Here is a 22,674-nt window from a genome sequence, read left to right on the forward strand (position 1 = left end):
AAAGTTAATGTTTTTCGAGAAAACATATTTAATCTTTAATTTTTATTTTAAATTCTCATTTTTTGAATGGTCTTTTTGAATTTTATTTAAGAATAATGAGCGATTCGGCTGAAAATCAATTTTAGTTAAAAAAAAATTCGCATCTTTAACGAGGAAAATTAAGTAGGAAGGACGATCAAATTGTTCATGATTAGAAAAATGACCAGTATATGAAAATGCTTTTTTGTGCAATGACTGCAGCGGCGGCATCCGTATTTTTTTTGTCTTGTTCAAGGACTGATTCTGTGGATGAGAATTCTCAAATTCGTCAAAAACTTGATTTTATAGCGGATTCTATCCTGCAAAAAACCGGATTACCGGGAATGGTGATAGGAGTTTGGGCGCCTCAGAAAAAATTTGAATATATAGAAGGAAAAGGGGTTGCCGATATTATTGCCCAAAATCCTGTGCAATCAGATTTTAACTTTCGTGCCGGAAGTTTGACGAAAACTTTTACCGTTTCCCTTCTTTTACAGCTGGTTGATGAAAAAAAATTATTGCTGGAAGATAAAATTTCGAAATTTTTCCCGGATTTTCCTAATGGTGCAATGATATCGGTCAGAAATCTCGCCAATATGACGAGTGGAATTCCCGAATATACCGCTACGCCGGAGTTTGGCAGTATTCTGACCAGCGATCCACTTCATCAGTGGCATCCGGAAGAATTGATTGGTCTGGTGAAAGACAGGCCGTTGCTGTTTAACCCCGGAACAAAGGGAAATTACAGCAACAGCAACACGGTTTTGCTTGGAATGATCATCACCAAGATCACTGGAAAAACCTTGGCTGAAAATTACAATTCCCGAATTCTGAATCCCTTAAAACTGACCCGAACCGTCTTTCCAAATAATAATTTTATGCCTTTTAATTATATGAAAGGGTATGAAACAGATCTCACGCCGGGAGTTTATGATTTCGAGGTTTCGGAATATTTTGATCCGTCTTATGCGGGCGCAGCAGGCGCGATGATTTCCAATGCAGGAAACTTAAAAACATGGGTTGAAAGTTTGGTGGAAGGCAAAATGATCAGCGCAGAATTGCACAGCCAGATATTCATGGGTTTGCCGATTCCGGACAAACATGCCGCCACTTATGGTTTAGGATTGTTGACATTCGGCGACGGTTATTGGGGACATACCGGGGAGCTCTTTGGTTACAGCACAATAATGATGCACCATCGGGAAACGGGTGCAACCATCGTCATTGCTTACAACTATCAAAATCCGCAAAATCTTCCGGATGATTTTTACCGAAAAATTGTCAGGATTTTGAAATAGAGCAATAGATTCAGCGATCATTTAAAGTATTTATTTAAAGTAAAAGCTGCATTTGCACGTTATTTAATTTTAAGTTGAACAAAACTTAACTAAAAAACTTGGAAACTTTTTTGGTTTTTTAGTTTCCCTTCGTATCTTTGCAACCGAAATTTTTGTCATGGCAGATCAAGTTTTTTTACAGAAGGCTACCAAATTGTTTTTGAAAAATGGTGCGAAAACCCTTACCATGGATGATGTTGCGAAAGAATTCGGTATTTCCAAGAAGACTTTGTACCAAATGTACAGAAATAAAGAGGAATTGATTGAAGATGTACTGGCTTATAAACTTCAGGATATTATCAAAAGAATGAAGGAGCTGGACCAGGAATTCGACAATGCGGTAGAGCGTATGTTTTGCAAGGATACAGAGGTTGAAAGCGCAATCAATTCCAATAACTCAGTATTCATCAGGCAATTGCGTAAATATTATCCTGCGATTTTCAATAAACATATGGTGAATTTTTCATCCAAGTTTTCCGACGTTTTGATAGGAAACATCGAAAAAGGAAGAAAACAGGGATATTATCGAGATGGTTTCAATGCAGAACTCTATGCCAAATTTATTTTTCAAATCATGCTGTCCTATGACAGCACTCCTTTTTTTGCTGAAGAGGAGGTAGATTATGAAGAATTTCATGATGAAGCTTTGATGATGTATATGCATGCCATCACCACCGAAAAAGGAAAAGAAATATTAAAAAAAATAAACAGTTAACAATGAAGAAAGTTATTCAATTCTTCGCAGTCACGGCAATTTCGTCGCTGGCTTTCGGGCAGCAGTCTTTTACCATCGACGAATCCTGGCAATATGCAATTGACCATAATGTAGCGGTGCAAAAGGCAAAAATTGACCGAACGATTGCGGACCAAAAGGTAAAGGAAACTATTGGAATTGGTTTGCCACAAATCAGCGGTCAGGCGAAATACAATTATTACCTCAAAATTCCGGTGACACTTATCGATGCGAGTCAGTTTCCGGGTAGTGACGCTCCTCCCGGAACGGTAACAGAGTTTCCCATGGGATTGAAACACAATGCCAATGCGGGTTTGACTTTGACACAATTGATTTTCAATGGTTCCTATTTGGTGGGATTGCAATCTTCAAAGGCTTTTAAAGAAACGATGGCTTTGGCGGAGGAAAAGACGCAGATTTCAATAAAAGAAGGAATTTTGATGTCTTATACCGCTGTTTTGGTCGTGGATGAAAACATCAAGACACTTGAAGAAAACAGAAAAGTAGCGGAAAAAGCACTGAATGATACCCGGGAAACCTACCAATTAGGCCTTATCGAGTTTCAAAATGTGGAACAACAGGAGTATAGCTACAAAAGTCTTTTAGCCAATCAGCAAAATTTGACGAGAGACCGAAAGAAACTGATGATGACCCTGAAATATCTGATGGGATATCCGCTTGATCAGCCTATTTCGCTGAGCTCGTCCTTGGATGAATTAATTCAGAAAAATGAAGGATTGGTTGATCTTGAAAATCAATTGGATTTGAATAATCATATTGACTATCGCTTAAAACAGAACCAGCTGAAGCTCAATGAACTGAAACTCAGATTACAGAAATCCTACGCTTTGCCTAGTCTTTCCGGTTTTGCGAATACTGCCTATAATACCGGGAATAACCAATTCAAGATTTTTGACACCAACAACAGATGGTTCAATTCCACTATTTTGGGACTGCAGCTGGATGTCCCTATTTTTAGTGGATTTCAGCGCCATTGGCAAACTGAGCAAGCCAAACTAGACTTGAAAAAATCACAACTTGATTTGCAAGATATGGAAAAGACTTTGAAAAACAATGCCTATTCTGCGTCGGTAGATTATGACAATGCTTATAATTCTTACAAAAATGCACTGGAGTTAATTAAGCTTTCTTCAAGTATCTACAATAAGCAGCAAATTAAATTCAAGGAAGGAATGGGTTCGAGTTTCGATCTGCAACAGGCAGAAACGCAACTGTATAATTCGCAGGCACAATATTACCAATCTGCCTTAAATCTAATTCAGGCCAAAACAAAACTTGACGAAGCCCTCGGAAAATTATAATCAAAAACTGATACGAAAAAATAAACATTATGAAAAAATTCTTGATCCCTATCATAGTCCTTTCGGCTTCTACCGCCTGTAAAAAGGAAACCATCACAAAAGACGCACAACTCGAAACTTTGATCAAAAACAAAGATGTGGCAGGACTTCAGAAATACAAGGAAAGACAAAAATTCAAGCTAGACAGCATCAACCAGGTGATGACAAGCATAGACACCAAACTTACTTCTCTCGGTGCAACGCCAACCGCGAGCGGAGTGGTGTCCATTCAGAAATTGGAACTGACGAATTTCGTACAGCATTTCGATATCCAAGGAAATGTGACCACTGATCAGGATGTGATGGTGCAACCAAATTTTTCGGGATTGCTAAGTCTTTACGTAAAAAAAGGTCAAAATGTAAGTAAAGGTCAAGTGATTGGTAGAGTAGCAGACGGAGGTTTGAATGATCAGCACAAGCAGGCTTTAATCCAAGTTTCGGCTGCCAATGCACAGCTGCAACAAATCAAGGCCAATGCAAATTTGGCAAAAATTGCCTACGAAAAACAAGCTGCACTCTGGAAGCAGAAAATTGGTTCTGAGTTCCAGTATTTGCAGGCAAAGACCAATTATGAAGCTATTCAGAGCCAAATTACAGCCGCACAGAATCAGGTTTCTGCTACCCAAAAAGCAGCGGATGCTATTAAGGCAAATCTGGCAAAAACTGCCATTGTAGCACCTTTCAGCGGAGTGATTGACGAAGTGGTGACCCAAAACGGGCAGGTTGTTTCGCCGGGATCAAACATCGTGAAATTGATTTCACTGGATCTGATGAGGATTCAGGCAAATGTTCCGGAAAATTATCTGGCAAAAATCAGAGTAGGAACTCCGGTGAAGGTCTTCCTGCCTGCCATTAATCAAAATATCAGTTCCCGCATCAGATTGGTTGGAAACTATATCGATCCGGCAAACAGAACTTTTAAGATCGAGATTCCGGTTTCAAGTTATGGTGGAATTGTGAAGCCAAATCTTTTGGCACAAGTAAGTATCGAATCTTATGTTAATCCCAGCGCGATTCAGATTCCTCAAAATTATGTTTATGATGATGCTGCCTACAAAAGTTATGTTTTCGTGGCGACCAAGATGAACGGAAATGAGGCAGTGGCGAAAAAAGTCTATGTGAATTTGGGCGAAAAATCCTCAAACATGGTGGAAGTAACCAGCGGATTAAGTGTGGGAGACCAGCTCATCACAGACGGTTCCAAAAACCTGACTAACGGACAAAAAGTAAAACTTGCCCAATAATCATTGAACATTAATTTGAATTAAAGCAAAATTATGAGCGAAAATACACACCATCATAAGGAATCGTTTATTTCGAGTTGGGCGGTAGATAACAGAACCACGGTTTACGTGTTGACTTTTATCATCGTAATCCTTGGAATCTATTCATTTTTTTCCATGCCGCGTGAAAGTTTTCCGGAGGTGGTTCAGAATAATATCTATATTTCCTCCATCTATCCAGGAAACTCGGCAGAAGATGTGGAGAAAATGATCACCAAGAAACTGGAAGACAAATACAAAAACGTTTCCGGGATTACGAAAGTGACTTCCAACTCTTTTCAGGATTACAGTTTGATCACCGTGGAATTTGATCCAAAAGTAAAGATTGCAGAAGCTAAACAAAGAATCAAGGATAAGACCGACGAAGCGAAAGGCGATCAGGAATGGCCGAATCTGGATACCGGATCCAAAGTGGAACCCAACGTCTTCGACCTGAATATTTCCGAGGAGTTCCCGATTCTGAACATCAATGTGAAAGGTGATTACCCGAAATTCAATTTAAGGCAATACGCAAGATTGATTAAGGATGATCTGGAGAATATTCCCGAAGTGAAAGAAGCCACTATTTTGGGTGTTGATAATAACGAAGTGGAAGTGGCGATAGATATCTTCAAGATGAATGCAGCAGGAGTGAGTTTTGACCAGGTCATTAACGCCATCAAAAATGAAAACATCACCATTTCGGGAGGAAATCTGATTACCATTGGAAACCGGGAGAATGTCCGTATCAAAGGACAGATTTCAAAACCATCGGATATTGAGTCGTTTATGGTGAAACCTGGAGTGAGGATCCGGGATATTGCCAACGTAAGTTTCCAGGAAAAAGAAAAAACCACCTATGCACGGGAATCCGGAAAAGACGTGGTGATGATCAACCTTAAAAAACGGGCAGGAACCAACATGATTTCTGCGATTGACCAGGCGAAAGAGAAAATTGAAAAAGCAAAAGAGACCTACATTCCAAAAGATGTAGAAATCTCGCTTACCTCCGATCAGTCTTCGGCCGTGGAACACCAGGTGAATGAACTGGCAAACCATATTTTGATCGGGATTCTTTTGGTAATGGGAGTTTTGAGCTTTTCAATGGGAATGAAAAATGCCCTTTTTGTAGGAACCGCAATTCCATTGTCGATGTTGATTGCGTTTGCCATTCTTCAAAATGCGGGAATTACTTTAAATACCATGGTGCTTTTCGCAATGGTAATGGGACTCGGAATGTTGGTGGATGACGGAATCGTAGTGGTGGACAATGTTTACGCCAATATGGAGAAAGGACTTCCGAGGCGATTGGCTTCCAAATTCGGGATTGGCGAGATTGCTTTCCCGGTTATTACTTCCACTTTGACAACGGTTTTTGCATTCCTTCCAATGCTTTTATGGCCGGGAATTATGGGCCAGTTTATGAAATATTTCCCGATTACCATTTCAGTGACTTTGATGGCTTCACTTTTCGTGGCATTGGTCATCAACGCTTCCATGACGGCTGGATCCATGAGTTTGGAAAACAGGAATATTACCAGTAAACAAGCGAAAAAATATACGATGATCTTTGGAATTCTGATCGTTGTTTTTGGAATACTCAGAATTGTGACCGGCGTAAAATACTTCTTAGGAGTGGTGACTGTTTCGGTGTTGGGGATTCTCGCAATTTGGCTCTACAAAGGATTTTTCCATGATAAAATCGAACACTTCCAGTTCACTTTTTTCCCAAGATTGGCAGAAAGATATCAGAAATTCATTGAGAAACTTTTGGTGGGCAAAAAACCCCGTAATGCATTTTTCCTGGTTGTTGGGATTTTAGTATTTTCATTTATTTTGTATGGCGCAATGATGGGAATCGGACGGTCTAAAGTACTTTTCTTTCCGGAAAATATCCCCAGACAAACTATAGTGTATATGGAATATCCGCAGGGAACAGATATCGGGAAAACCAATCATGCGACCAAACAAGTGGAAGGAAAGATTCTGAATGTCTTAAATCAGTATAAAGACGAGAATACCGGCAAAAATTACCTGGTGGAATCTATGGTGACCACGGTGGGAAAAGGAGCGATCAATCCGCAAGTGGATGCCGGTTCCCAAGCAGACACGCCATTTAAATCTAAAATTGTGGTGACTTATGTAGAATTTGCAAAAAGAAGAGGAGTAAATACGGCAGAGGTCATGGAACAAATTCGAAAAGCAATTCCAAATATTCCGGGATTTATCTACACGGTGGAAAAAGATGCGAACGGTCCACCTGTTGGATTTCCGATTTCTATTGAATTGAAAGGTGACGATTACGACCAGCTTCTCGGTGAATCCAAAAAAATGATCAAGTTCATCAATGAGCAGGGGATTTCCGGAATTGAAAAGCTGCAATCTGATATCAATAAAGAAAGTCCTGAACTGATTATCGATATTGATCGGGAAACTGCTGGAAACCTCGGTATTTCCACTGCCTACACTGGAATTTCAATCAGGAGAGCCCTGTTCGGACAAAATATCTCCACCTTTAAAGACCTGAAGGAAGATTACGACATTGCAGTGAGGATGCAGCAGGACCAGAGAAGAAATCTCAATCTGCTGTTCAGTCAGCCGATCGTGTTGCAGGGTCCGCAAGGAGTGGTGCAGGTACCAATTTCTACTTTTGCAAAAACCAAAGAAGAAAGTACCTTTAATAAGATTAAAAGAAAAGACAACACCAGAACCATCATGATTTATTCCGGTGTTCTGAAAGGCTATAATGCTAATGAGATTGTACAGAAAATTCAGGCTGCGCTAAAGAATTACCAGGCTCCAGAGGGAATTACCTACCGTTTTGGTGGGGAGCAGGAAGAGCAGGGAAAAAACATGAACTTCCTGTTGTTTGCCCTTTTCTTGGCAATGGCAATGGTGACTTCAATTATCGTATTCCAGTTCAACTCACTTTCAAAAACGCTGATCATCATGACCACCATATTGCTGAGTTTTGCGGGAGTTTTCCTGGGATTGTCGATTTTCGGAATGGATTTCGTAATCTTGATGACCATGATGGGAATTATCTCGCTTGCGGGAGTTGTAGTAAAAAACGGTATAGTACTGATGGACTTTTTTGTCTTGAAACTCGATGAAAAGGTTCACGAAAAAGGGGTGGAAACCCATGATGACCTGGAACTTGAAGAAGTGAAGGCAATCATTGTACAATCCGGAAAAGAACGTTTGAGACCCGTTCTGCTCACTGCAACCACTGCGATCTTGGGGCTGATTCCACTGGCAATCGGACTGAATTTCGATGTGGCTTCGTTCTTGACCGAGCTTAATCCGCATTTCTCGTTGGGTGGTGATAATGTTGCGTTTTGGGGACCATTGGCATGGACCATTATTTTCGGTCTTTCATTCGCTACTTTCCTCACTTTGATTATCGTTCCGGTGATGTTCTACATTGTTTCGAAACGAAAAATCAACGCGAGAAGAAAATATATGAAACGACATGAGCATGATGCCGAAGATGAAGCAGCAGAGATTGAAAGATTGAAAACGCTATATCCAGAGCAGTTTCATTTGGATCATCCGACACCGGAAGCTTAAACCCGAAATATTTTATCTAAAAAATCCCTGAAAGATTTCTTTCGGGGATTTTATTTTGACTGGCAGCATGAGTCAAGTACTCATTTTCCTTTTAATTCAATCATTTTCAAGAACTGGATTTTTCAGGGGCTTTAGTCTAAACAGATTTCAGCAAAAAGAAAGAATTACGGCTTTTTTCTTTTAGCCAGGCTTAAATAATTTATTCAAAAAAAGATGCTCCGCGAAATTTTCAAAAATACAGCCGATTTGCTTGATCAATTTTCCTTTGAGAGAGCTTTAGGAAACGGTAAACGAGTAATACTGCAGAAATTGTCAATCCCAGTCCAAGCGCTATCCACATACCGAATGCCCCCATTTTTAAAGGCACAGTCAAGAAGTAACCTAAAGGGATAGATATCAACCAATATGCGACAAAGGTAATCATCGACGGGATTTTCACGTCCTGGATTCCTCGTAGGCTCCCTAAAGCAACGACCTGGATTCCATCCGAAAGTTGAAAAAGCGCCGCGATAATCAGTAATTTCGATGCCAAGACAATCACATCTACATCTTCTTTTTTGGTGAAGAAAGTGGGTAAAATGTGTCGCCCGAAAATGAACAGAGCACCACATAACAACATGAAAATCAGCACGATTTTTAGATTGTTGATTCCCACTTGCTTTAATTCTGTGTAGTTTTGCTCACCGAGTTTTCGGCCAATCATCACGGTGGATGCCACGCTGAAACCGATACAGAGGTTAAAAGTGAAAGACGCCATGGAAAGTGCAATCTGATGAGAGGCGATGTCTCTCGCTGAAACCAGTCCGCAAATAAATGCAGCTCCAGCAAAAGCAGTGACTTCAAAAAACATCTGCAGTGCCGTGGGAAAACCGATTTTTAACATTTTGTCAAACATTGATTTGGAGAATTCAGAAATTTTCAGCGAAAAATCTTTAATGTATCTCCTCGTCTTTTCCTCCTTCAGCAAGACGAAATACAGGAAAACGGCCATGAAAATTCTGGCGATTAAACTTGCCAAAGCGGAGCCGCGGACTCCCATGGGATCAAGGCCAAACATTCCTTTAATGAACACGTAATTTAAAGCAATATTGATTACATTAGCGATGATGGTGGCCTTTGTGACACCGATGGTATATGAAAGCCCTTCTGATACTTCACGAAAAGTCTGGAACACCATAAAAGGAAGCATACTCAAAGTCATGATTCCCAAAAAGCCAATCGTATCGGGTATGATTTCTTTTGGCTGATCCATGTGATAAAGCAGGGGCAGAGCGAGATAAAGAATCACCATGAGCAAGAGCCCAATTCCAATATTGATGACAAAACCGTGGCGGAATACGGAATTGATGGTTTCATGTTTTTGCTGGGAATGTGCCTCCGAAACCAAAGGTGGAATGGCAAATGAAAAACCCAGTGCAAAAACGAAAATCGAAAAAAAAACAGCGTTTCCCAATGAAACGGAAGCTAAAGCCTGCGCACCAAGCAATTTTCCCACGATGATGTTATCGAACAGATTCACGGAGACTTGCCCGACCTGAGTCAGCATTACGGGAAGCGCTAATTTTAGACAGGATCTGGTGTATTGAGGATTGAGAAATGCCATGAATTCAGAAAAAAAATTTGCAGCAAAAATACTGCAAACTTTTCCTAGTTTATTGATTTTAATGTTAATTATTTTCTCACGAAACTTGCAACATCTTCCGCGGTCACTGGATTTGCTCCTAAGATGATCAATCTTTCGACCACGTTTCTCAGTTCGCGGATATTTCCTGTCCAGGAAAAATCTTCAAGTGCCTTAACCGCTTTGTCATCAAACTGCTTTGGTGCCGTTCCATGTTCATCGGCAATGGTTTTCGCGAAATGTTCGATGAGCATTTTAATGTCTTCTTTTCGCTCATCCAATGGTGGAACGTAAATTTCAATAACAGAAAGCCTGTGGTAAAGGTCTTCTCGGAATTTTCCTGCCTCGATTTCTTTCGCCATATTCTTATTTGTCGCGGCCAAAACCCTTACATCGACTTTGATTTCCTTGTCGCTTCCAACAGGCGAAACCTTGTTTTCCTGAAGTGCGCGTAGAACTTTTGCTTGTGCAATGAGTGACATGTCTCCGATTTCATCCAGGAAAATGGTACCGTTATTGGCGAGCTCAAATTTTCCCTGTTTGTCTTTGATGGCACCGGTAAAACTTCCTTTTACGTGTCCAAATAATTCGGATTCAATGAGTTCCGATGGAATAGCGGCACAATTTACTTCAATCATAGGACCTTTGCTGCGGTCGCTTTGTGCGTGAATGGCGTGTGCCACCAATTCTTTCCCGGCGCCGTTTGGACCGGTAATCAAGACTCGGGCATCAGATGGCGCTACCTTTTCGATCATATTCTGAATTTTTTTCAAAGCTGCCGATGCGCCGATCATTTGGTATTTTTTGTTGACTTTCTTTTTTAAAGTCGTATTCTCGCTTTTCAGATTCTGATTGGTTTTCTGAAGATTTCCTTTGTCCAAAGCGTTTTTTACACTGGTAATCAGCCGGTTGATGTCGATTGGTTTCGAGATAAAGTCGTAGGCACCATTCTTAAGGCAATCTACCGCAGTATCGATGTCTGCGTGTCCGGAAATCATGACGAAAGTGGTATCTGGTTTTAGCTGCAGTGCTTGTTTCAAGAGATCAGAACCAGAAAGTTTTGGCATTTTGATATCTGAAATGACCAATGCGAAATCTTCTTTTTCTAAGCGTTTGTATGCTTCCAAACCGTCTTCGGCGACAATGAATTCGTAGTCTGAAAGTTCGTCGGAAAGAATACTGACTAAAACACCTGAAATGGCTTTTTCGTCCTCGACAATCAAAATTTTTTGCATTAAATCAAATTTAAAGAATTAGTAAATGGTTGCATCTAATATCGCAAAGCATGTAGCAATAATCATACCTAAAGCCAATTATAATATATAATCTCTGTTGCCAAAAATTGCCGACCCAATCCTTACGGAATTTGCGCCACATGCGATTGCCAGTTGATAATCGCCGCTCATTCCCATGGATAAAGTTTTGAGGTTTTTCTTTAGTGAAAGCTGGTCATAGAGCTGCTTGAGGAAGTTGAATTCTTTTTTAATCTGGTTTTCGTTTTCTGTAAATGTTGCCATTCCCATCAATCCGGTAATCTCTATATTTGGGTATTTTCCATTGAGCCAGTCTGTGAAAATTTCTTTTGCCTCATGAAGTTCGAGTCCGAATTTGGATTCTTCCTCCGCAATTTTAACCTGAAGCAGTACTTTCACCTGTCTGTTGCAATTTTTTGCCTGCCTGTCTATTTCCAGCAGAAGTTTTTCGGAATCCACACTTTGGATGGTGTCAATAAATTCAATGATGTATTTTACCTTGTTTCTTTGGAGGTGGCCGATGAGATGCCAGCTGATGTCCTTTGGAAGTAGCGGATATTTTTCGGCAAGTTCCTGCACCTTGTTTTCGCCAAAAACTTTTTGTCCCAAATCGTAAACCGTGCGGATGACTTCCACAGGATGTGTTTTGGAAACCGCCACCAGTTCTACATTTTCTGGTAATAATTCAATAATCTGACGATAATTTTGCTCTATTTTTTTCGGGTCTTCCATCTTAAGGATTGATGTGGTTTTTTCTAAGGTCGAACGAAAACTTGATGTTCTTGCAGAAACAAAATTAAAAGAAATCGTTCAGCAAATTGCTTATTTCTGCAAAGATATCACTTTTGGGTGTTTTCACCCTGATGTTGGTATTATTATAAAAATTATATTTGTTTAAGAAAAAAAATCAAATTATGGGCAATTTAGAAAAGCATCTGATCAGTGCCGAATCATGCAAAGTTTTGGCGAAACAGTATGAAAATAGCAACTACGCTGAAATTAATGGCAGCCGACCTGCTGGAAAGCCAGACTCAAAGGAATATACTTACCAATTAGAGGTCCTCAAGGAATACATCATGATGATCGAAGGGGAAATGGAAAAGCGGGGAGTGAAAAATAAGGGGATCAGAGTCTCCATGGGAAAATATCCGGATGATTATGCTTCGCCAAACTTTGACCCTAAATACCGTGGTTACCAAACGGTCTTTTTTTCGGCCGTAGATTTGGATAGCGTTTCTTCAGAGCGTGCGATTTCAGAGGAGAGTGGGGTGGATTCATCTGTTTCTGGCGTTCTCGGTGATATTCCCAATATGGACTATGGTCAGATTTGTCCGCCATTCTGTTAATTTAAAGATATTTAGTATGAGTTGGAATCGAGATATTACATCTTTAGTGATTACATCCTTAATGCTCTTGACATTCATTTTGTTAGTGATTTTCCGGAGGAAATTAGGCAAAAAAATCATTTATTTCATAATGGCAATAGGGATCGGTACTTTTATCGAAATTTTCATCAGTATCTCAAGGTGGGTTTTTCATATTGAGAATTCGATTAAATTGTATGTAGTCGGAACCAATCTTTTCGTCTTCCTGTTGTTTTTTATATATTTCCACAATCTCCTGGAAGTGAGAACGCTCAAGGCCATAAGTTCGGTTATTATCGGGTTATTTCTTTTGGAATATGGTTTGTCTGCGATTTTTATAGAGAATTTTTTCACTCACTTTCCATTTTTTAGCTACTTCATACAAGTGGTCTTGCTCAGCGGAAGTATTTATCTGGTGATTTCACAGGCCTTTAACTCGGATATTATTCTGAATTTGCGTGGATATTATCCAATTTGGATTTGCTCGGGATTGATGGTGATTTATTTAGGAATCATGCCTTTACTGATCATGAGCAATACCTCACAAAAATTGTTTAATATGAATGTGTTTTTTGGCATCCTTTTTTTGGTGAATGTTATTGGCTATTCCATACTGATTACAGGAATCCTGTTCGCTGACGCTAAACTTGGGCATAAAAAATGAATCTTTCTGCAAACGATTTTTTGATTGTTGCAACTACCTTTATTATTCTGGTTGTCGTTTTAATGATGGTGATGATTTATGGAATCTTTATCAAAAAGAAGTCCAAATTACTCATGGAACATCAGAAAAAAGACGCACTGTTCGAACAGGAGCTGGCCATTTCTCAAATCGAAATTAAGGAACAAACTTTAAATTATATTGGGCAGGAGCTCCATGACGATTTGGGCCAAAAATTATCCGTGGCAAGATTGATGACCAACAAGATCACTTTGACAGGTTGTGCAGAAAACGTGCAAATTGCCAAGGAACTCAATATGCTTGTTGGTGAATGTATACAGGATATCAGGAATCTTTCAAAGGTTTTTATTACCGGCCAGATTGAACAATTTGGCCTGGTTGATTCTATAGAAAGGGAAGTTCGACGAATAAAAAGATTGGACCTCCTAGAAGTTGATTATCAAATAAATAATGGTAACTTTGAATTGGATTCTGATCATTCATTAATTCTGTTTAGGATTGTGCAGGAATGCATCACCAATGTAATCAAGCACTCGAAATCAAATGTGCTGAGAATCACCCTTGAAAATGAGCCTGATCTTATCAGGATTATTGTGGAGGATAAAGGCATAGGAATGATTATGAAGGAAATTAAGCGTGGAACAGGTTTAATTAATATGGAGAATCGAGCCAAATTAATTGGTGCAGGGTTGAAAATAAATTCTTTGGAAAATGTGGGGACAAAAGTGACCTTGGTCTATAATAAATAATTGATGAATATGATAAAACTCGCTATTGTAGATGATCATAAGTTGGTATCCAAAGCACTGGAAAACATGATTTCCTTTAATTCCAATTTTACAGTAATTAATACAAGTTTTAATGGCGAAGAGTTCCTACAGTATTTAAGGTCAAGTAATGATCTGCCTGATGTAGCATTGATGGACGTAAATATGCCGATTAAGAACGGTATTGAGACCACCGAAATTCTCTCGGAAGAATTCCCACACATCAAGGTCATCGCACTTACCATGGAGGACAATGAAAGCACCATCATCAAAATGCTGAAGGCTGGAGCAAAAGGATATCTTCTAAAAGACATGTCACCGGAAATCCTGTTCAATGCAATCGATATCGTGCACGAAAAAGGGGTGTTCTATACTGATATCATCTCAGAATCCTTACTGAAAATCAGAATTGAAGACCAAGAAATCACAGATCTTTTAAAAGAAGTAAGGGACAAGGAATTGGAATTTATTAAGCTCGCATGCTCAGAACTTACTTATAAAGAAATTGCGGATCAAATGTGTGTAAGTCCCAGAACCATAGATGGATATCGCGATTCAGTGTTTGCGAAGTTACACGTCAAAAGTAGGGTGGGAATTGTGCTGTATGCCATCAAGCACAATTTGCTTTGAAAAATGGGTGATTTCACCCTTTTATTATGTTCTTATGTTTTCTACCTTTGTAGCATGAAAAAAGAAAAACACAAATGATGAAGATTTTAGGAAGAAGACTCAAAACATTATGATTTAGGTGGAGAGTCTTCTAAGCAAAACACTCACCCTAATTAGGGATCGAGGAACATCACAAAAAAGCCGTCTTTCACTATTGGAGAGACGGCTTCTTTTTTTATTATTCGAAAACTGAATTTTTAAGTCCAAATTCTCGCTGTTCTTCGAAAAATTCATTCAGCGGTATCTATCCATAAGAATTTCCTTTAATCTAGTCATTCCTTGAGTGGCAGAAGTTTTGAGGAAGTTTTCGTTCTTCACGAAACTATTTTCCAGATGGGGATCAATCGCGAAAACTTCACAGCCATTTGGGATGTAATGAATCAAACTTGCCGCTGGATAAACCTGCAGCGAAGTACCTATTACCAAAAGAAGATCCGCCTTTTCAGCAATGGATGCGGCCTTATTCATGTTCGGAACCATCTCGCCAAACCAAACAATATGAGGTCGAAGCTGGATCCCTTCATGATTCAGATCACCCAAATTCAAGTCCCCTTCCCAGGGAATTTCATTTTTGCCTGAGTTAACGGGGCGAGCTTTTTTCAGTTCACCATGTAAATGCGTCACTTTTGTGGAGCCGGCTCTCTCATGCAGATCATCCACATTTTGGGTAATGATTTCCACATCAAAATACCGTTCCAATTCCGCCAAGATTTCATGTGCCTTGTTGGGGAAAACACTTTTGAGTTGTCTTCGTCTTTCATTATAAAAATCGAAAACCAATTGTGGATTGCGCTCAAAACCTTCCGGACTCGCTACATCTTCGATCCTGTGATTTTCCCATAGTCCATCGGCATCACGAAAAGTTTTTACACCGCTTTCCGCCGAAATTCCGGCTCCGGATAAAACCACCAGCTTTTTCTTCATCTTAATTTTTTCCTAAAAATACGAATCTATTTGATCATATTCAAACTTACGAAAATGACTGTACAAGAAATGCAGATTAGCGCAAACAAAAACAGGTAATCACCAAATTTTTCATACCTTTTTTCTAAAACGTCACTTTCTGTCCTGATGGCCAGGAAGGAGAGGATGCAACTTACAACTAGCGAGAGGCTCGCAATGGCCGCAATGTCATCCACATATGTGGCGCCACTGATTTTTGATATTTTCAAAGAGGTGATGATCAGTAAACAAAACCCCAGCAAATTAGAGGAAGCATTCAGCACATGTGGTGATTTCTTTTCCATTTTTCGGATATATTTTTTTTCGAGTCAAAAATAACGCTGAAATCATCTACTGGATAGAAATTTAAAAAACTTTAGCAGTCCTTAAAAAATCATTAACCCAAATTTAGCGTAGAAAATCAGCGTAAATCACTAAATTTGTTGTTTACTAAAAAAATCAAAAATGTCAAAAAAAGCCATTTTAGCCATACTCGACGGATGGGGATTGGGAAAAGACCCAAAAGTTTCAGCCATCGCACAAGCTAATACACCATTTATCGATTCGTGTTATCAGAAATTTCCACACACCACCCTCGAAGCGAGTGGAATTGCGGTTGGATTGCCGGCTGGACAAATGGGAAATTCCGAAGTGGGGCACATGAATTTGGGGGCTGGAAGAGTGGTTTACCAAAATTTGGTGAAACTCAACATGGCCGTTGAAAACGCAACTTTAGGGAAGGAAAATGTCATCACGGAAGCATTCCAGTATGCCCAGGAAAACAAAAAGAAAGTTCACTTCATTGGTTTGGTTTCAGATGGTGGTGTTCATTCCCATATTAACCATTTGAAAGGACTTTTGACTGCAGCGCATGAATATGGTTTAAACAAAAACGTTTTTGTGCATGCATTTACAGATGGGCGCGATTGTGATCCCCATTCGGGTAAAGGGTTTATAGAAGATATAATGCATCACATGAAATCCAGCACCGGAAAATTGGCCACTGTTGTCGGAAGATATTATGCGATGGATCGGGACAAAAGATGGGAAAGGGTGAAATTGGCTTATGATGCGATGGTGCACGGAATCGGCCAGGAAACGATGGAGCCTGTTCACGCCATCCAAAAATCTTATGATGAAGGAATTACCGATGAATTCTTAAAACCGATTGTCTGCACCGGCACCAACACCAACAAACTTCCTGTGGCCCAGATTGCAGAGGGCGACGTTGTTTTTTGCTTTAATTTCAGGACAGACAGAGGCCGGGAAATCACGCAGGTTCTCTCTCAGCAGGATTTTCAGGATTATGGAATGAAACATTTAAATCTTTATTATGTTACATTGACCAATTATGACAAGGATTTCAAAAATGTAAAAGTAGTTTTTGACGAGGAAGTTTTGCGGGAAACCATGGGCGAAATTTTAGAGAAAAACGGAAAAACCCAAATCCGTGTTGCCGAAACCGAAAAATATCCACACGTCACCTTTTTCTTTTCAGGTGGGAGAGAACAACCTTATCATGGCGAGAAAAGAATCCTTTGTCCAAGTCCGAAAGATGTTCCGACCTACGATTTTAAACCGGAAATGTCTGCTTACGACATCACTGAAAAAATTCTTCCCGAAATCAAAAATGAAACCGCAGATTTTATTTGTTTAAACTTTGCAAACACCGACATGGTAGGTCATACCGGAGTTTTTTCCGCAGCGGTAAAAGCCGCTGAAACCGTTGATGAATGCATCCAAAAAGTCGCCACTGCTGCTTATGAACACGGATATGCCGTCTTCATACTTGCAGACCACGGAAACTCTGATGTAATGATCAATCCGGACGGAAGTCCAAACACGCAACACTCTACCAATCTTGTTCCACTGATTGTGATGGATAAAGACCGAACATGGAATCTGAAACCGGGAAAATTGGGAGATGTCGCACCTTCTATTTTAAAAGTAATGGGTATTGATATTCCGGAATTAATGACTGGAGAGGTTTTGGTGAGTTAAAAGAATGGGAATAAATAAAATTGAAGGCAAAGAAATTCGCAGCACTACTAAACGGTCAAAAAAAACAGGCGAGTCTAAAACAGATCGGCGAATCGAAATCGAAAATGACCAAATTGTCCCCCAAAGATCGAAATCCAGCGGTAAGCATTGGTTATTTATTATTTTAATTTAATTATGGTACAAATAATATTTTTTAAATTATCTTTGCCGAAAACGTAAAAGCAGAATGTACAACAAATTAGTGAGGACTGAGGTCATGCGGAATCTGGGTAAAGAAGTGGGCAAATTCATTTCCTCATACTTGACCCCAGTGGAAAAAATATGGCAACCTACAGATTTCCTGCCGGATCCATCTGGCGAAAATTTTAAATATGAAGTGGAGGAACTCCAAAGCTATGCTCAGGAAATGGGGTATGACTTATTTGTTACCTTAATTGGGGACTGTATCACTGAAGAGGCATTGCCAAGTTACGAATCCTGGATCATGGGAATCGACGGCATAGACCAGGAAAACAGAAGCGGTTGGTCACAATGGGTGAGAAGTTGGACCGCCGAAGAAAACAGACACGGAGATCTGCTTAACAAATACCTCTACCTTTGTGGAAGAGTGAATATGCGTGAAATCGAGATTACCACTCAATATCTGATTCAAGATGGATTTGATTTGGGAACCTCCATGGATCCTTACCGAAACTTTGTCTATACCAGCTTTCAGGAAACTGCAACCAACATTTCCCATAGGAGAGTGGGAACCTTAGCTAAACAAAGCGGCAATACCAAACTTGCAAAAATGTGTGCAGTAATTGCTGCAGATGAAGCAAGACACGCAAAAGCCTATAAGCATTTTGTGACTAGGATTTTCGAACTGGATCCTTCTGAAATGATGCTCGCTTTTGAAGATATGATGAAGAAAAAAATCGTGATGCCTGCACATCTCATGAGGGAATCCGGACAGAAAGCGGGCGAGCTTTGGTCTCATTTTTCAGATGCGGCACAAAGGGCGATGGTTTATACCGGTCAGGATTATATCAATATTCTCAGCGAATTATTGAATGACTGGAAAATTGAACACATCGACGGATTAACTGAGCAGGCGCAAAAAGCACAGGAATACCTGATGAAACTTCCGACAAGATTGCAACGAATCACAGATCGGCTTGCCACGCCGGATCTGCAATACCAATTCAAGTGGGTGAAATCATAGAACCAAATCATATCAAACTATATTTTCGAAGAGCGGCTGGATTTTTCACCCGCTCTTTAATTTTATTATCTTTGCCTTGCCAAAATTTATTTTGATGAAAAGCACAAAAAAACTAGCCATTGATTTCGATGGAACAATTGTAGAGGATGCTTATCCAGGAATTGGAAAGCCAAAAACTTTCGCCTTTGAAACCCTGAAGAAACTGCAATCCGAAGGCTATAGGTTAATTCTCTGGACTTATAGACATGGGAAAACTTTGGAAGAAGCAGTGGAATTCTGCCGAAAAAATGGGGTGGAATTCTATGCAGTGAACTCAAGTTTTGAGGGAGAGATTTTTGATGCTGCAGGGGCTTCCCGAAAAATCGATGCAGACCTTTTCATTGACGACCGAAATCTGGGCGGTTTCCCTGGATGGGGCGAAATCTACAACATCATCAACGAAAGAATTGAATTCCGTGTAGAAGGAAATGAGGTTTTGCCCTATTCAAAAATGAAAAAAGAAAGAAAAAAAGGATTGTTCTGGTAAAAGAAAATTAACGAGACTAAAGGCGCTTAAGGAACAAGACTACTTGAGAATGAGTTGCTTGAAAGAACTTTTCGTTTTGGCGTCGATACCGCACAGTTTTTGCGAAATTGGTCAAATTTCCTTACTAAAGAACTTTTCGATTTCAATGATGCAAAAACAGTATTTCTGTGGGAGCAAATGATGAGGAATCAGAAGCTGGTTTTTTTGCAAGAAAGTTTCAATTTTAGAGGAATTTTAGGAGCAATCCTTAGTAATTCCAAAGACAACAATAACGACAATAATGAAAATTAAGAGGTACAAAATAAAATTTTATCTTTTGCCTTGTATCCTGTATCTGAATAAATAATGATTATTTTAAAAACTCTGGACGAACTTCGTCTCATGCGCGAAAGCGCACAACTGGTGTCCAAAACACTTGGCGTCCTTGCCAAAGAAATAAAACCCGGCGCTACCACCAATCATCTGGACAAACTTGGTGGCGAATTTATCCGCGACCACGGTGGTGAACCGGCATTTTTGGGAATGTACGGCTTTCCTAAAAATCTTTGCATATCTCCCAATGCAGAAGTTGTTCACGGTATTCCCAACGACAAACCTCTGCTTGAAGGCGACATTCTTTCGGTTGACTGCGGAGTTTATATGAACGGTTTCTATGGTGACCACGCTTACTCATTCGAAGTTGGAGAAGTGGCACCGGAAACGAAAAAACTCCTGAAAGTTACCAAAGAGTCTTTATACAAAGGAATCGAGCAATGCGTCCGTGGAAAAAGGGTGGGAGATATTTCCTATGCAATCCAGTCTCATTGTGAAAGTCATGGTTATGGGGTGGTGCGAGAATTAGTCGGTCACGGTTTGGGAAGAAAAATGCATGAAGATCCACAAGTTCCGAATTATGGAAGAAAAGGAAGCGGAAAAGTACTGAAAGACGGCATCGTACTCGCTATAGAACCTATGATTAATTTAGGAACCCATGAAGTTATTTTCCATAATGATGGTTGGACGGTCACATCAAGGGACAATTCGCCTTCTGCACATTTCGAACATGATGTTTGCATCATCAACGGAAAACCGGTTTTGCTTTCTACTTTTAAATATATTTATGAAGCATTGGGCATTGTCAGTGACGAAGAGGATCCATTTACGATGGATTTCTAAATTTCGGCTCAAAATATTTGTAAATTCGGCTCAGAATCTTGCAGATTGAGTCGTTTTTCTTTCATAAATCAGATGAACCTATTTTTAGTGAATTTTGATAAAGAATCTTTCAAAGAAAAAATTATTCGAGAATTCGTGGTGAAAACACTATTTTCGCACTTTGAGAATGAAAAGTTTAGCCAAATTCCTGCTCAATAAAATTCCGCGACCTATGCTCATCAATCTGAGCATTTTTCTTCGTCCGCTGATTTATCAATTTTTCAAAGGCAATCAATTTCTAGATCCCATCGACGGGAAATCTTACCGCACATTTCTGCCTTATGGATATGGAAAACAACGTGAGCATGCGCTTTCTCCCGGAACTTTAAGTTTGGAGAGACACCGGCAGATGTGGCTTTATCTTCAGAATGAAACCGATTTCTTTAGCAAAAAATATAAAGTCTTACACATCGCGCCGGAACAGGAATTTTTGCGAAAATTCAAGAAGATGGGTAATCTGGAGTACACTTCTGCAGATCTGTTCTCGCCGATTGTGGACGTGAAAGCGGATATTTTGGATCTGCCTTTTGAAAACGAATCTTTTGACGTGATTTTTTGCAACCATGTATTGGAACACATTGAAGATGACCGCAAAGCGATGAGCGAACTGTTCCGGGTGATGAAAAAAGGAGGTTGGGGAATTTTTCAGGTTCCGATGAAAAACTCTTTGGAAAAATCCTATGAAGATTTCACCATCAAGGATCCCAAGGAAAGACAAAAACATTTCGGACAATACGACCACGTTCGCTGGTATGGAATGGATTATTTCGATCGATTGAAATCTGCTGGTTTTGAAGTGGATATCAATTTCTATTCAAGGAAATTCTCACGTGAGGAAATTAAAAAATTTGGTTTGTTAGAGAATGAAATCTTACCGCTGGTTCGTAAGAAATAGCATCACCTTTTCTCGGTAATTTCTGAAAATGAACCGTGTCTTATCAATTTCATTGATTCCATTTTATTTGATAAATTGGTTCAAAAAGGGAAATGTTTTAAATTAACCAACCCAGTATTCCTGCTTCCTGTGAATCCTATTTGGGCATTTCGATGTCGTGATTTACTCTAAAGTATAATAAATATCCTGCATCAAATTGGATTATGGATTCCAAAGCTTTCCGAACACATTCAAATATGTTAGGATTCAGGTGTGAACCGGACTTTCATTCCATAAAATGAAGAAAATATCAGACTTTGCCCGGTCTAAATCCAAAATTCCTACCTTTGCAAAACTTTGAATTTTAAACTTTGAGTCTTGAACAATCATAAAGCAGGTTTTGTAAATATAGTAGGTAAACCGAATGCGGGAAAATCTACATTGCTCAATCAGTTGATGGGCGAAAAATTAGCCATTGTCACCCAAAAGGCGCAAACCACGCGTCACCGGATATTTGGAATTTATAATGAAGATGATCTGCAGATCGTTTTCAGCGACACACCGGGAGTTTTGGACCCGAAATATGGGTTGCAGGAAAAGATGATGGATTTTGTGAAGGATTCTTTGCAGGATGCCGATGTTTTCCTTTTTATAGTGGACATTTTAGACAAAACGGAACCATTTGAATTTCTGGTGGAAAAGTTGAATAAAATTCCGGTTCCGGTTTTGATTTTAGTCAATAAAATAGATGAGTCCAACCAGGAGGAATTGGAAAAAACCATGGAATTGTGGCATGAAAGAATCCCAAAAGCTGAAATTCTACCGATTTCTGCATTGAAAGGCTTTAACACGGATGTGATTTTGCCAAAACTGAAATCGCTTCTTCCGGAAAATCCACCCTATTACGACAAAGACCAGTTTACCGATAAATCCGAAAGGTTTTTTGTGAATGAGGCCATCCGCGAAAAAATTCTTTTGAACTATGAGAAGGAAATTCCCTATTCTGTGGAAGTGGTTACCGAACAGTTCAAAGAAAAAGAGGGAATTATCTTCATTGATTCCATTATTTATGTGGAAAGAGACACTCAGAAAGGAATCATCATCGGGCACAAAGGCGAGGCGCTCAAAAAAGTGGGAACTGAGGCCAGGATTGATTTGGAAAAGTTTTTCAATAAGAAAATTCACCTTAATATTTTTGTCAAAGTGAAAAGAGACTGGAGAAAAAATGAAAGGGATCTAAAAAATTTCGGTTATCGATAAAAACTTTTGGTGTAAAACGGGATTAGTATTGGGATT

The 22,674-nt window shown here is 39.6% G+C and carries 21 protein-coding genes; 16 read left to right on the top strand and 5 right to left on the bottom strand.

Annotation, left to right across the window (positions count from 1 at the left end; translation table 11 throughout):
- Positions 1-209: 209 nt before the first annotated feature.
- From L0951_RS07525 to L0951_RS07545, 5 genes are all read left to right on the top strand, one after another.
- Entirely contained in the window at positions 210-1,316 is a 1,107-nt protein-coding gene (locus tag L0951_RS07525; protein WP_234110614.1) for a serine hydrolase domain-containing protein, read from the top strand.
- Positions 1,317-1,473: 157 nt separating this feature from the next.
- Positions 1,474-2,070 carry a TetR/AcrR family transcriptional regulator gene (locus L0951_RS07530; RefSeq protein ID WP_234110615.1) on the top strand — a complete coding sequence of 199 codons (597 nt, stop codon included), beginning with the start codon at positions 1,474-1,476 and terminating at the stop codon, positions 2,068-2,070.
- 2 nt (positions 2,071-2,072) lie between these two features.
- A complete protein-coding gene (locus tag L0951_RS07535; protein ID WP_234110616.1) occupies positions 2,073-3,410 on the top strand; it encodes a TolC family protein in 1,338 nt (445 codons plus the stop codon).
- A 29-nt stretch (positions 3,411-3,439) separates the two neighbouring features.
- Positions 3,440-4,693 carry an efflux RND transporter periplasmic adaptor subunit gene (locus L0951_RS07540; protein ID WP_234110617.1) on the top strand — a complete coding sequence of 418 codons (1,254 nt, stop codon included), beginning with the start codon at positions 3,440-3,442 and terminating at the stop codon, positions 4,691-4,693.
- Between the two features lie 33 nt (positions 4,694-4,726).
- A complete protein-coding gene (locus tag L0951_RS07545; RefSeq protein ID WP_234110618.1) occupies positions 4,727-8,281 on the top strand; it encodes an efflux RND transporter permease subunit in 3,555 nt (1,184 codons plus the stop codon).
- 229 nt (positions 8,282-8,510) lie between these two features.
- Here the strand turns inward: L0951_RS07545 and L0951_RS07550 are convergent, their stop codons facing one another.
- From L0951_RS07550 to L0951_RS07560, 3 genes are all read right to left on the bottom strand, one after another.
- Entirely contained in the window at positions 8,511-9,884 is a 1,374-nt protein-coding gene (locus tag L0951_RS07550) for an MATE family efflux transporter (RefSeq protein ID WP_234110619.1), read from the bottom strand.
- Positions 9,885-9,952: 68 nt separating this feature from the next.
- Positions 9,953-11,137 carry a sigma-54-dependent transcriptional regulator gene (locus tag L0951_RS07555; RefSeq protein WP_234110620.1) on the bottom strand — a complete coding sequence of 395 codons (1,185 nt, stop codon included), beginning with the start codon at positions 11,135-11,137 and terminating at the stop codon, positions 9,953-9,955.
- A 78-nt stretch (positions 11,138-11,215) separates the two neighbouring features.
- Positions 11,216-11,887 (bottom strand): YggS family pyridoxal phosphate-dependent enzyme, encoded by a 672-nt coding sequence (locus tag L0951_RS07560; protein ID WP_234110621.1) that lies wholly within the window; start codon positions 11,885-11,887, stop codon positions 11,216-11,218.
- Positions 11,888-12,069: 182 nt separating this feature from the next.
- Between L0951_RS07560 and L0951_RS07565 the strand changes: the two genes are divergently transcribed.
- From L0951_RS07565 to L0951_RS07580, 4 genes are all read left to right on the top strand, one after another.
- Positions 12,070-12,501: a hypothetical protein gene (locus tag L0951_RS07565; RefSeq protein WP_234110622.1), complete on the top strand. Its 432-nt coding sequence runs from the start codon at positions 12,070-12,072 to the stop codon at positions 12,499-12,501.
- Positions 12,502-12,631: 130 nt separating this feature from the next.
- Positions 12,632-13,183 carry a hypothetical protein gene (locus L0951_RS07570; RefSeq protein WP_234110623.1) on the top strand — a complete coding sequence of 184 codons (552 nt, stop codon included), beginning with the start codon at positions 12,632-12,634 and terminating at the stop codon, positions 13,181-13,183.
- Positions 13,180-13,950, top strand: a complete 771-nt coding sequence (locus L0951_RS07575) for a sensor histidine kinase (RefSeq protein WP_234110624.1) — start codon at positions 13,180-13,182, stop codon at positions 13,948-13,950. Before L0951_RS07570 ends, L0951_RS07575 begins: the two co-directional genes overlap by 4 nt.
- A 9-nt stretch (positions 13,951-13,959) precedes the next feature.
- The gene (locus L0951_RS07580) at positions 13,960-14,598 is read left to right on the top strand and encodes a response regulator transcription factor (protein WP_234110625.1); all 639 of its coding nucleotides are present in this window, start codon (positions 13,960-13,962) and stop codon (positions 14,596-14,598) included.
- Positions 14,599-14,871: 273 nt separating this feature from the next.
- Here the strand turns inward: L0951_RS07580 and L0951_RS07585 are convergent, their stop codons facing one another.
- Positions 14,872-15,561 (bottom strand): SIR2 family NAD-dependent protein deacylase, encoded by a 690-nt coding sequence (locus L0951_RS07585; RefSeq protein WP_234110626.1) that lies wholly within the window; start codon positions 15,559-15,561, stop codon positions 14,872-14,874.
- A gap of 26 nt (positions 15,562-15,587) precedes the next feature.
- Positions 15,588-15,884, bottom strand: a complete 297-nt coding sequence (locus tag L0951_RS07590) for a hypothetical protein (protein WP_234110627.1) — start codon at positions 15,882-15,884, stop codon at positions 15,588-15,590.
- 160 nt (positions 15,885-16,044) lie between these two features.
- On the opposite strand from L0951_RS07590, the gene gpmI reads away from it, so the two are divergent.
- The 7 genes from gpmI to era all read left to right on the top strand — a co-directional run bounded on the left by gpmI (position 16,045) and on the right by era (position 22,638).
- Positions 16,045-17,580, top strand: coding sequence for a 2,3-bisphosphoglycerate-independent phosphoglycerate mutase (gene gpmI, locus L0951_RS07595; protein ID WP_234110628.1), 1,536 nt, complete (start codon positions 16,045-16,047; stop codon positions 17,578-17,580).
- A gap of 4 nt (positions 17,581-17,584) precedes the next feature.
- Positions 17,585-17,752, top strand: a complete 168-nt coding sequence (locus L0951_RS07600) for a hypothetical protein (protein WP_234110629.1) — start codon at positions 17,585-17,587, stop codon at positions 17,750-17,752.
- A gap of 54 nt (positions 17,753-17,806) precedes the next feature.
- A complete protein-coding gene (locus L0951_RS07605; RefSeq protein ID WP_234110630.1) occupies positions 17,807-18,784 on the top strand; it encodes an acyl-ACP desaturase in 978 nt (325 codons plus the stop codon).
- Between the two features lie 94 nt (positions 18,785-18,878).
- Positions 18,879-19,310: a BT0820 family HAD-type phosphatase gene (locus tag L0951_RS07610; protein WP_234110631.1), complete on the top strand. Its 432-nt coding sequence runs from the start codon at positions 18,879-18,881 to the stop codon at positions 19,308-19,310.
- A gap of 345 nt (positions 19,311-19,655) precedes the next feature.
- Positions 19,656-20,465, top strand: coding sequence for a type I methionyl aminopeptidase (gene map, locus L0951_RS07615; protein WP_234110632.1), 810 nt, complete (start codon positions 19,656-19,658; stop codon positions 20,463-20,465).
- Between the two features lie 166 nt (positions 20,466-20,631).
- Positions 20,632-21,399 (top strand): class I SAM-dependent methyltransferase, encoded by a 768-nt coding sequence (locus L0951_RS07620; protein WP_234110633.1) that lies wholly within the window; start codon positions 20,632-20,634, stop codon positions 21,397-21,399.
- A 357-nt stretch (positions 21,400-21,756) separates the two neighbouring features.
- Complete coding sequence (gene era / locus L0951_RS07625; RefSeq protein WP_234110634.1) at positions 21,757-22,638, top strand: GTPase Era; 882 nt, start codon at positions 21,757-21,759, stop codon at positions 22,636-22,638.
- Positions 22,639-22,674: the final 36 nt, after the last annotated feature.

This window comes from Chryseobacterium sp. R2A-55 (assembly GCF_021401085.1).
Classification (GTDB): Bacteria; Bacteroidota; Bacteroidia; order Flavobacteriales; family Weeksellaceae; genus Kaistella.

What these genes read in the sequence shown, in the direction of transcription:
- L0951_RS07525 (WP_234110614.1), top strand. Translation starts at nt 210, where the DNA reads ATGAAAATGCTTTTTTGTGCAATGACTGCAGCGGCGGCATCCGTATTT.
- L0951_RS07530 (WP_234110615.1), top strand. Translation starts at nt 1,474, where the DNA reads ATGGCAGATCAAGTTTTTTTACAGAAGGCTACCAAATTGTTTTTGAAA.
- L0951_RS07535 (WP_234110616.1), top strand. Translation starts at nt 2,073, where the DNA reads ATGAAGAAAGTTATTCAATTCTTCGCAGTCACGGCAATTTCGTCGCTG.
- L0951_RS07540 (WP_234110617.1), top strand. Translation starts at nt 3,440, where the DNA reads ATGAAAAAATTCTTGATCCCTATCATAGTCCTTTCGGCTTCTACCGCC.
- L0951_RS07545 (WP_234110618.1), top strand. Translation starts at nt 4,727, where the DNA reads ATGAGCGAAAATACACACCATCATAAGGAATCGTTTATTTCGAGTTGG.
- L0951_RS07550 (WP_234110619.1), bottom strand. Translation starts at nt 9,884, where the DNA reads ATGGCATTTCTCAATCCTCAATACACCAGATCCTGTCTAAAATTAGCG.
- L0951_RS07555 (WP_234110620.1), bottom strand. Translation starts at nt 11,137, where the DNA reads ATGCAAAAAATTTTGATTGTCGAGGACGAAAAAGCCATTTCAGGTGTT.
- L0951_RS07560 (WP_234110621.1), bottom strand. Translation starts at nt 11,887, where the DNA reads ATGGAAGACCCGAAAAAAATAGAGCAAAATTATCGTCAGATTATTGAA.
- L0951_RS07565 (WP_234110622.1), top strand. Translation starts at nt 12,070, where the DNA reads ATGGGCAATTTAGAAAAGCATCTGATCAGTGCCGAATCATGCAAAGTT.
- L0951_RS07570 (WP_234110623.1), top strand. Translation starts at nt 12,632, where the DNA reads ATGGCAATAGGGATCGGTACTTTTATCGAAATTTTCATCAGTATCTCA.
- L0951_RS07575 (WP_234110624.1), top strand. Translation starts at nt 13,180, where the DNA reads ATGAATCTTTCTGCAAACGATTTTTTGATTGTTGCAACTACCTTTATT.
- L0951_RS07580 (WP_234110625.1), top strand. Translation starts at nt 13,960, where the DNA reads ATGATAAAACTCGCTATTGTAGATGATCATAAGTTGGTATCCAAAGCA.
- L0951_RS07585 (WP_234110626.1), bottom strand. Translation starts at nt 15,561, where the DNA reads ATGAAGAAAAAGCTGGTGGTTTTATCCGGAGCCGGAATTTCGGCGGAA.
- L0951_RS07590 (WP_234110627.1), bottom strand. Translation starts at nt 15,884, where the DNA reads ATGGAAAAGAAATCACCACATGTGCTGAATGCTTCCTCTAATTTGCTG.
- gpmI (WP_234110628.1), top strand. Translation starts at nt 16,045, where the DNA reads ATGTCAAAAAAAGCCATTTTAGCCATACTCGACGGATGGGGATTGGGA.
- L0951_RS07600 (WP_234110629.1), top strand. Translation starts at nt 17,585, where the DNA reads ATGGGAATAAATAAAATTGAAGGCAAAGAAATTCGCAGCACTACTAAA.
- L0951_RS07605 (WP_234110630.1), top strand. Translation starts at nt 17,807, where the DNA reads ATGTACAACAAATTAGTGAGGACTGAGGTCATGCGGAATCTGGGTAAA.
- L0951_RS07610 (WP_234110631.1), top strand. Translation starts at nt 18,879, where the DNA reads ATGAAAAGCACAAAAAAACTAGCCATTGATTTCGATGGAACAATTGTA.
- map (WP_234110632.1), top strand. Translation starts at nt 19,656, where the DNA reads ATGATTATTTTAAAAACTCTGGACGAACTTCGTCTCATGCGCGAAAGC.
- L0951_RS07620 (WP_234110633.1), top strand. Translation starts at nt 20,632, where the DNA reads ATGAAAAGTTTAGCCAAATTCCTGCTCAATAAAATTCCGCGACCTATG.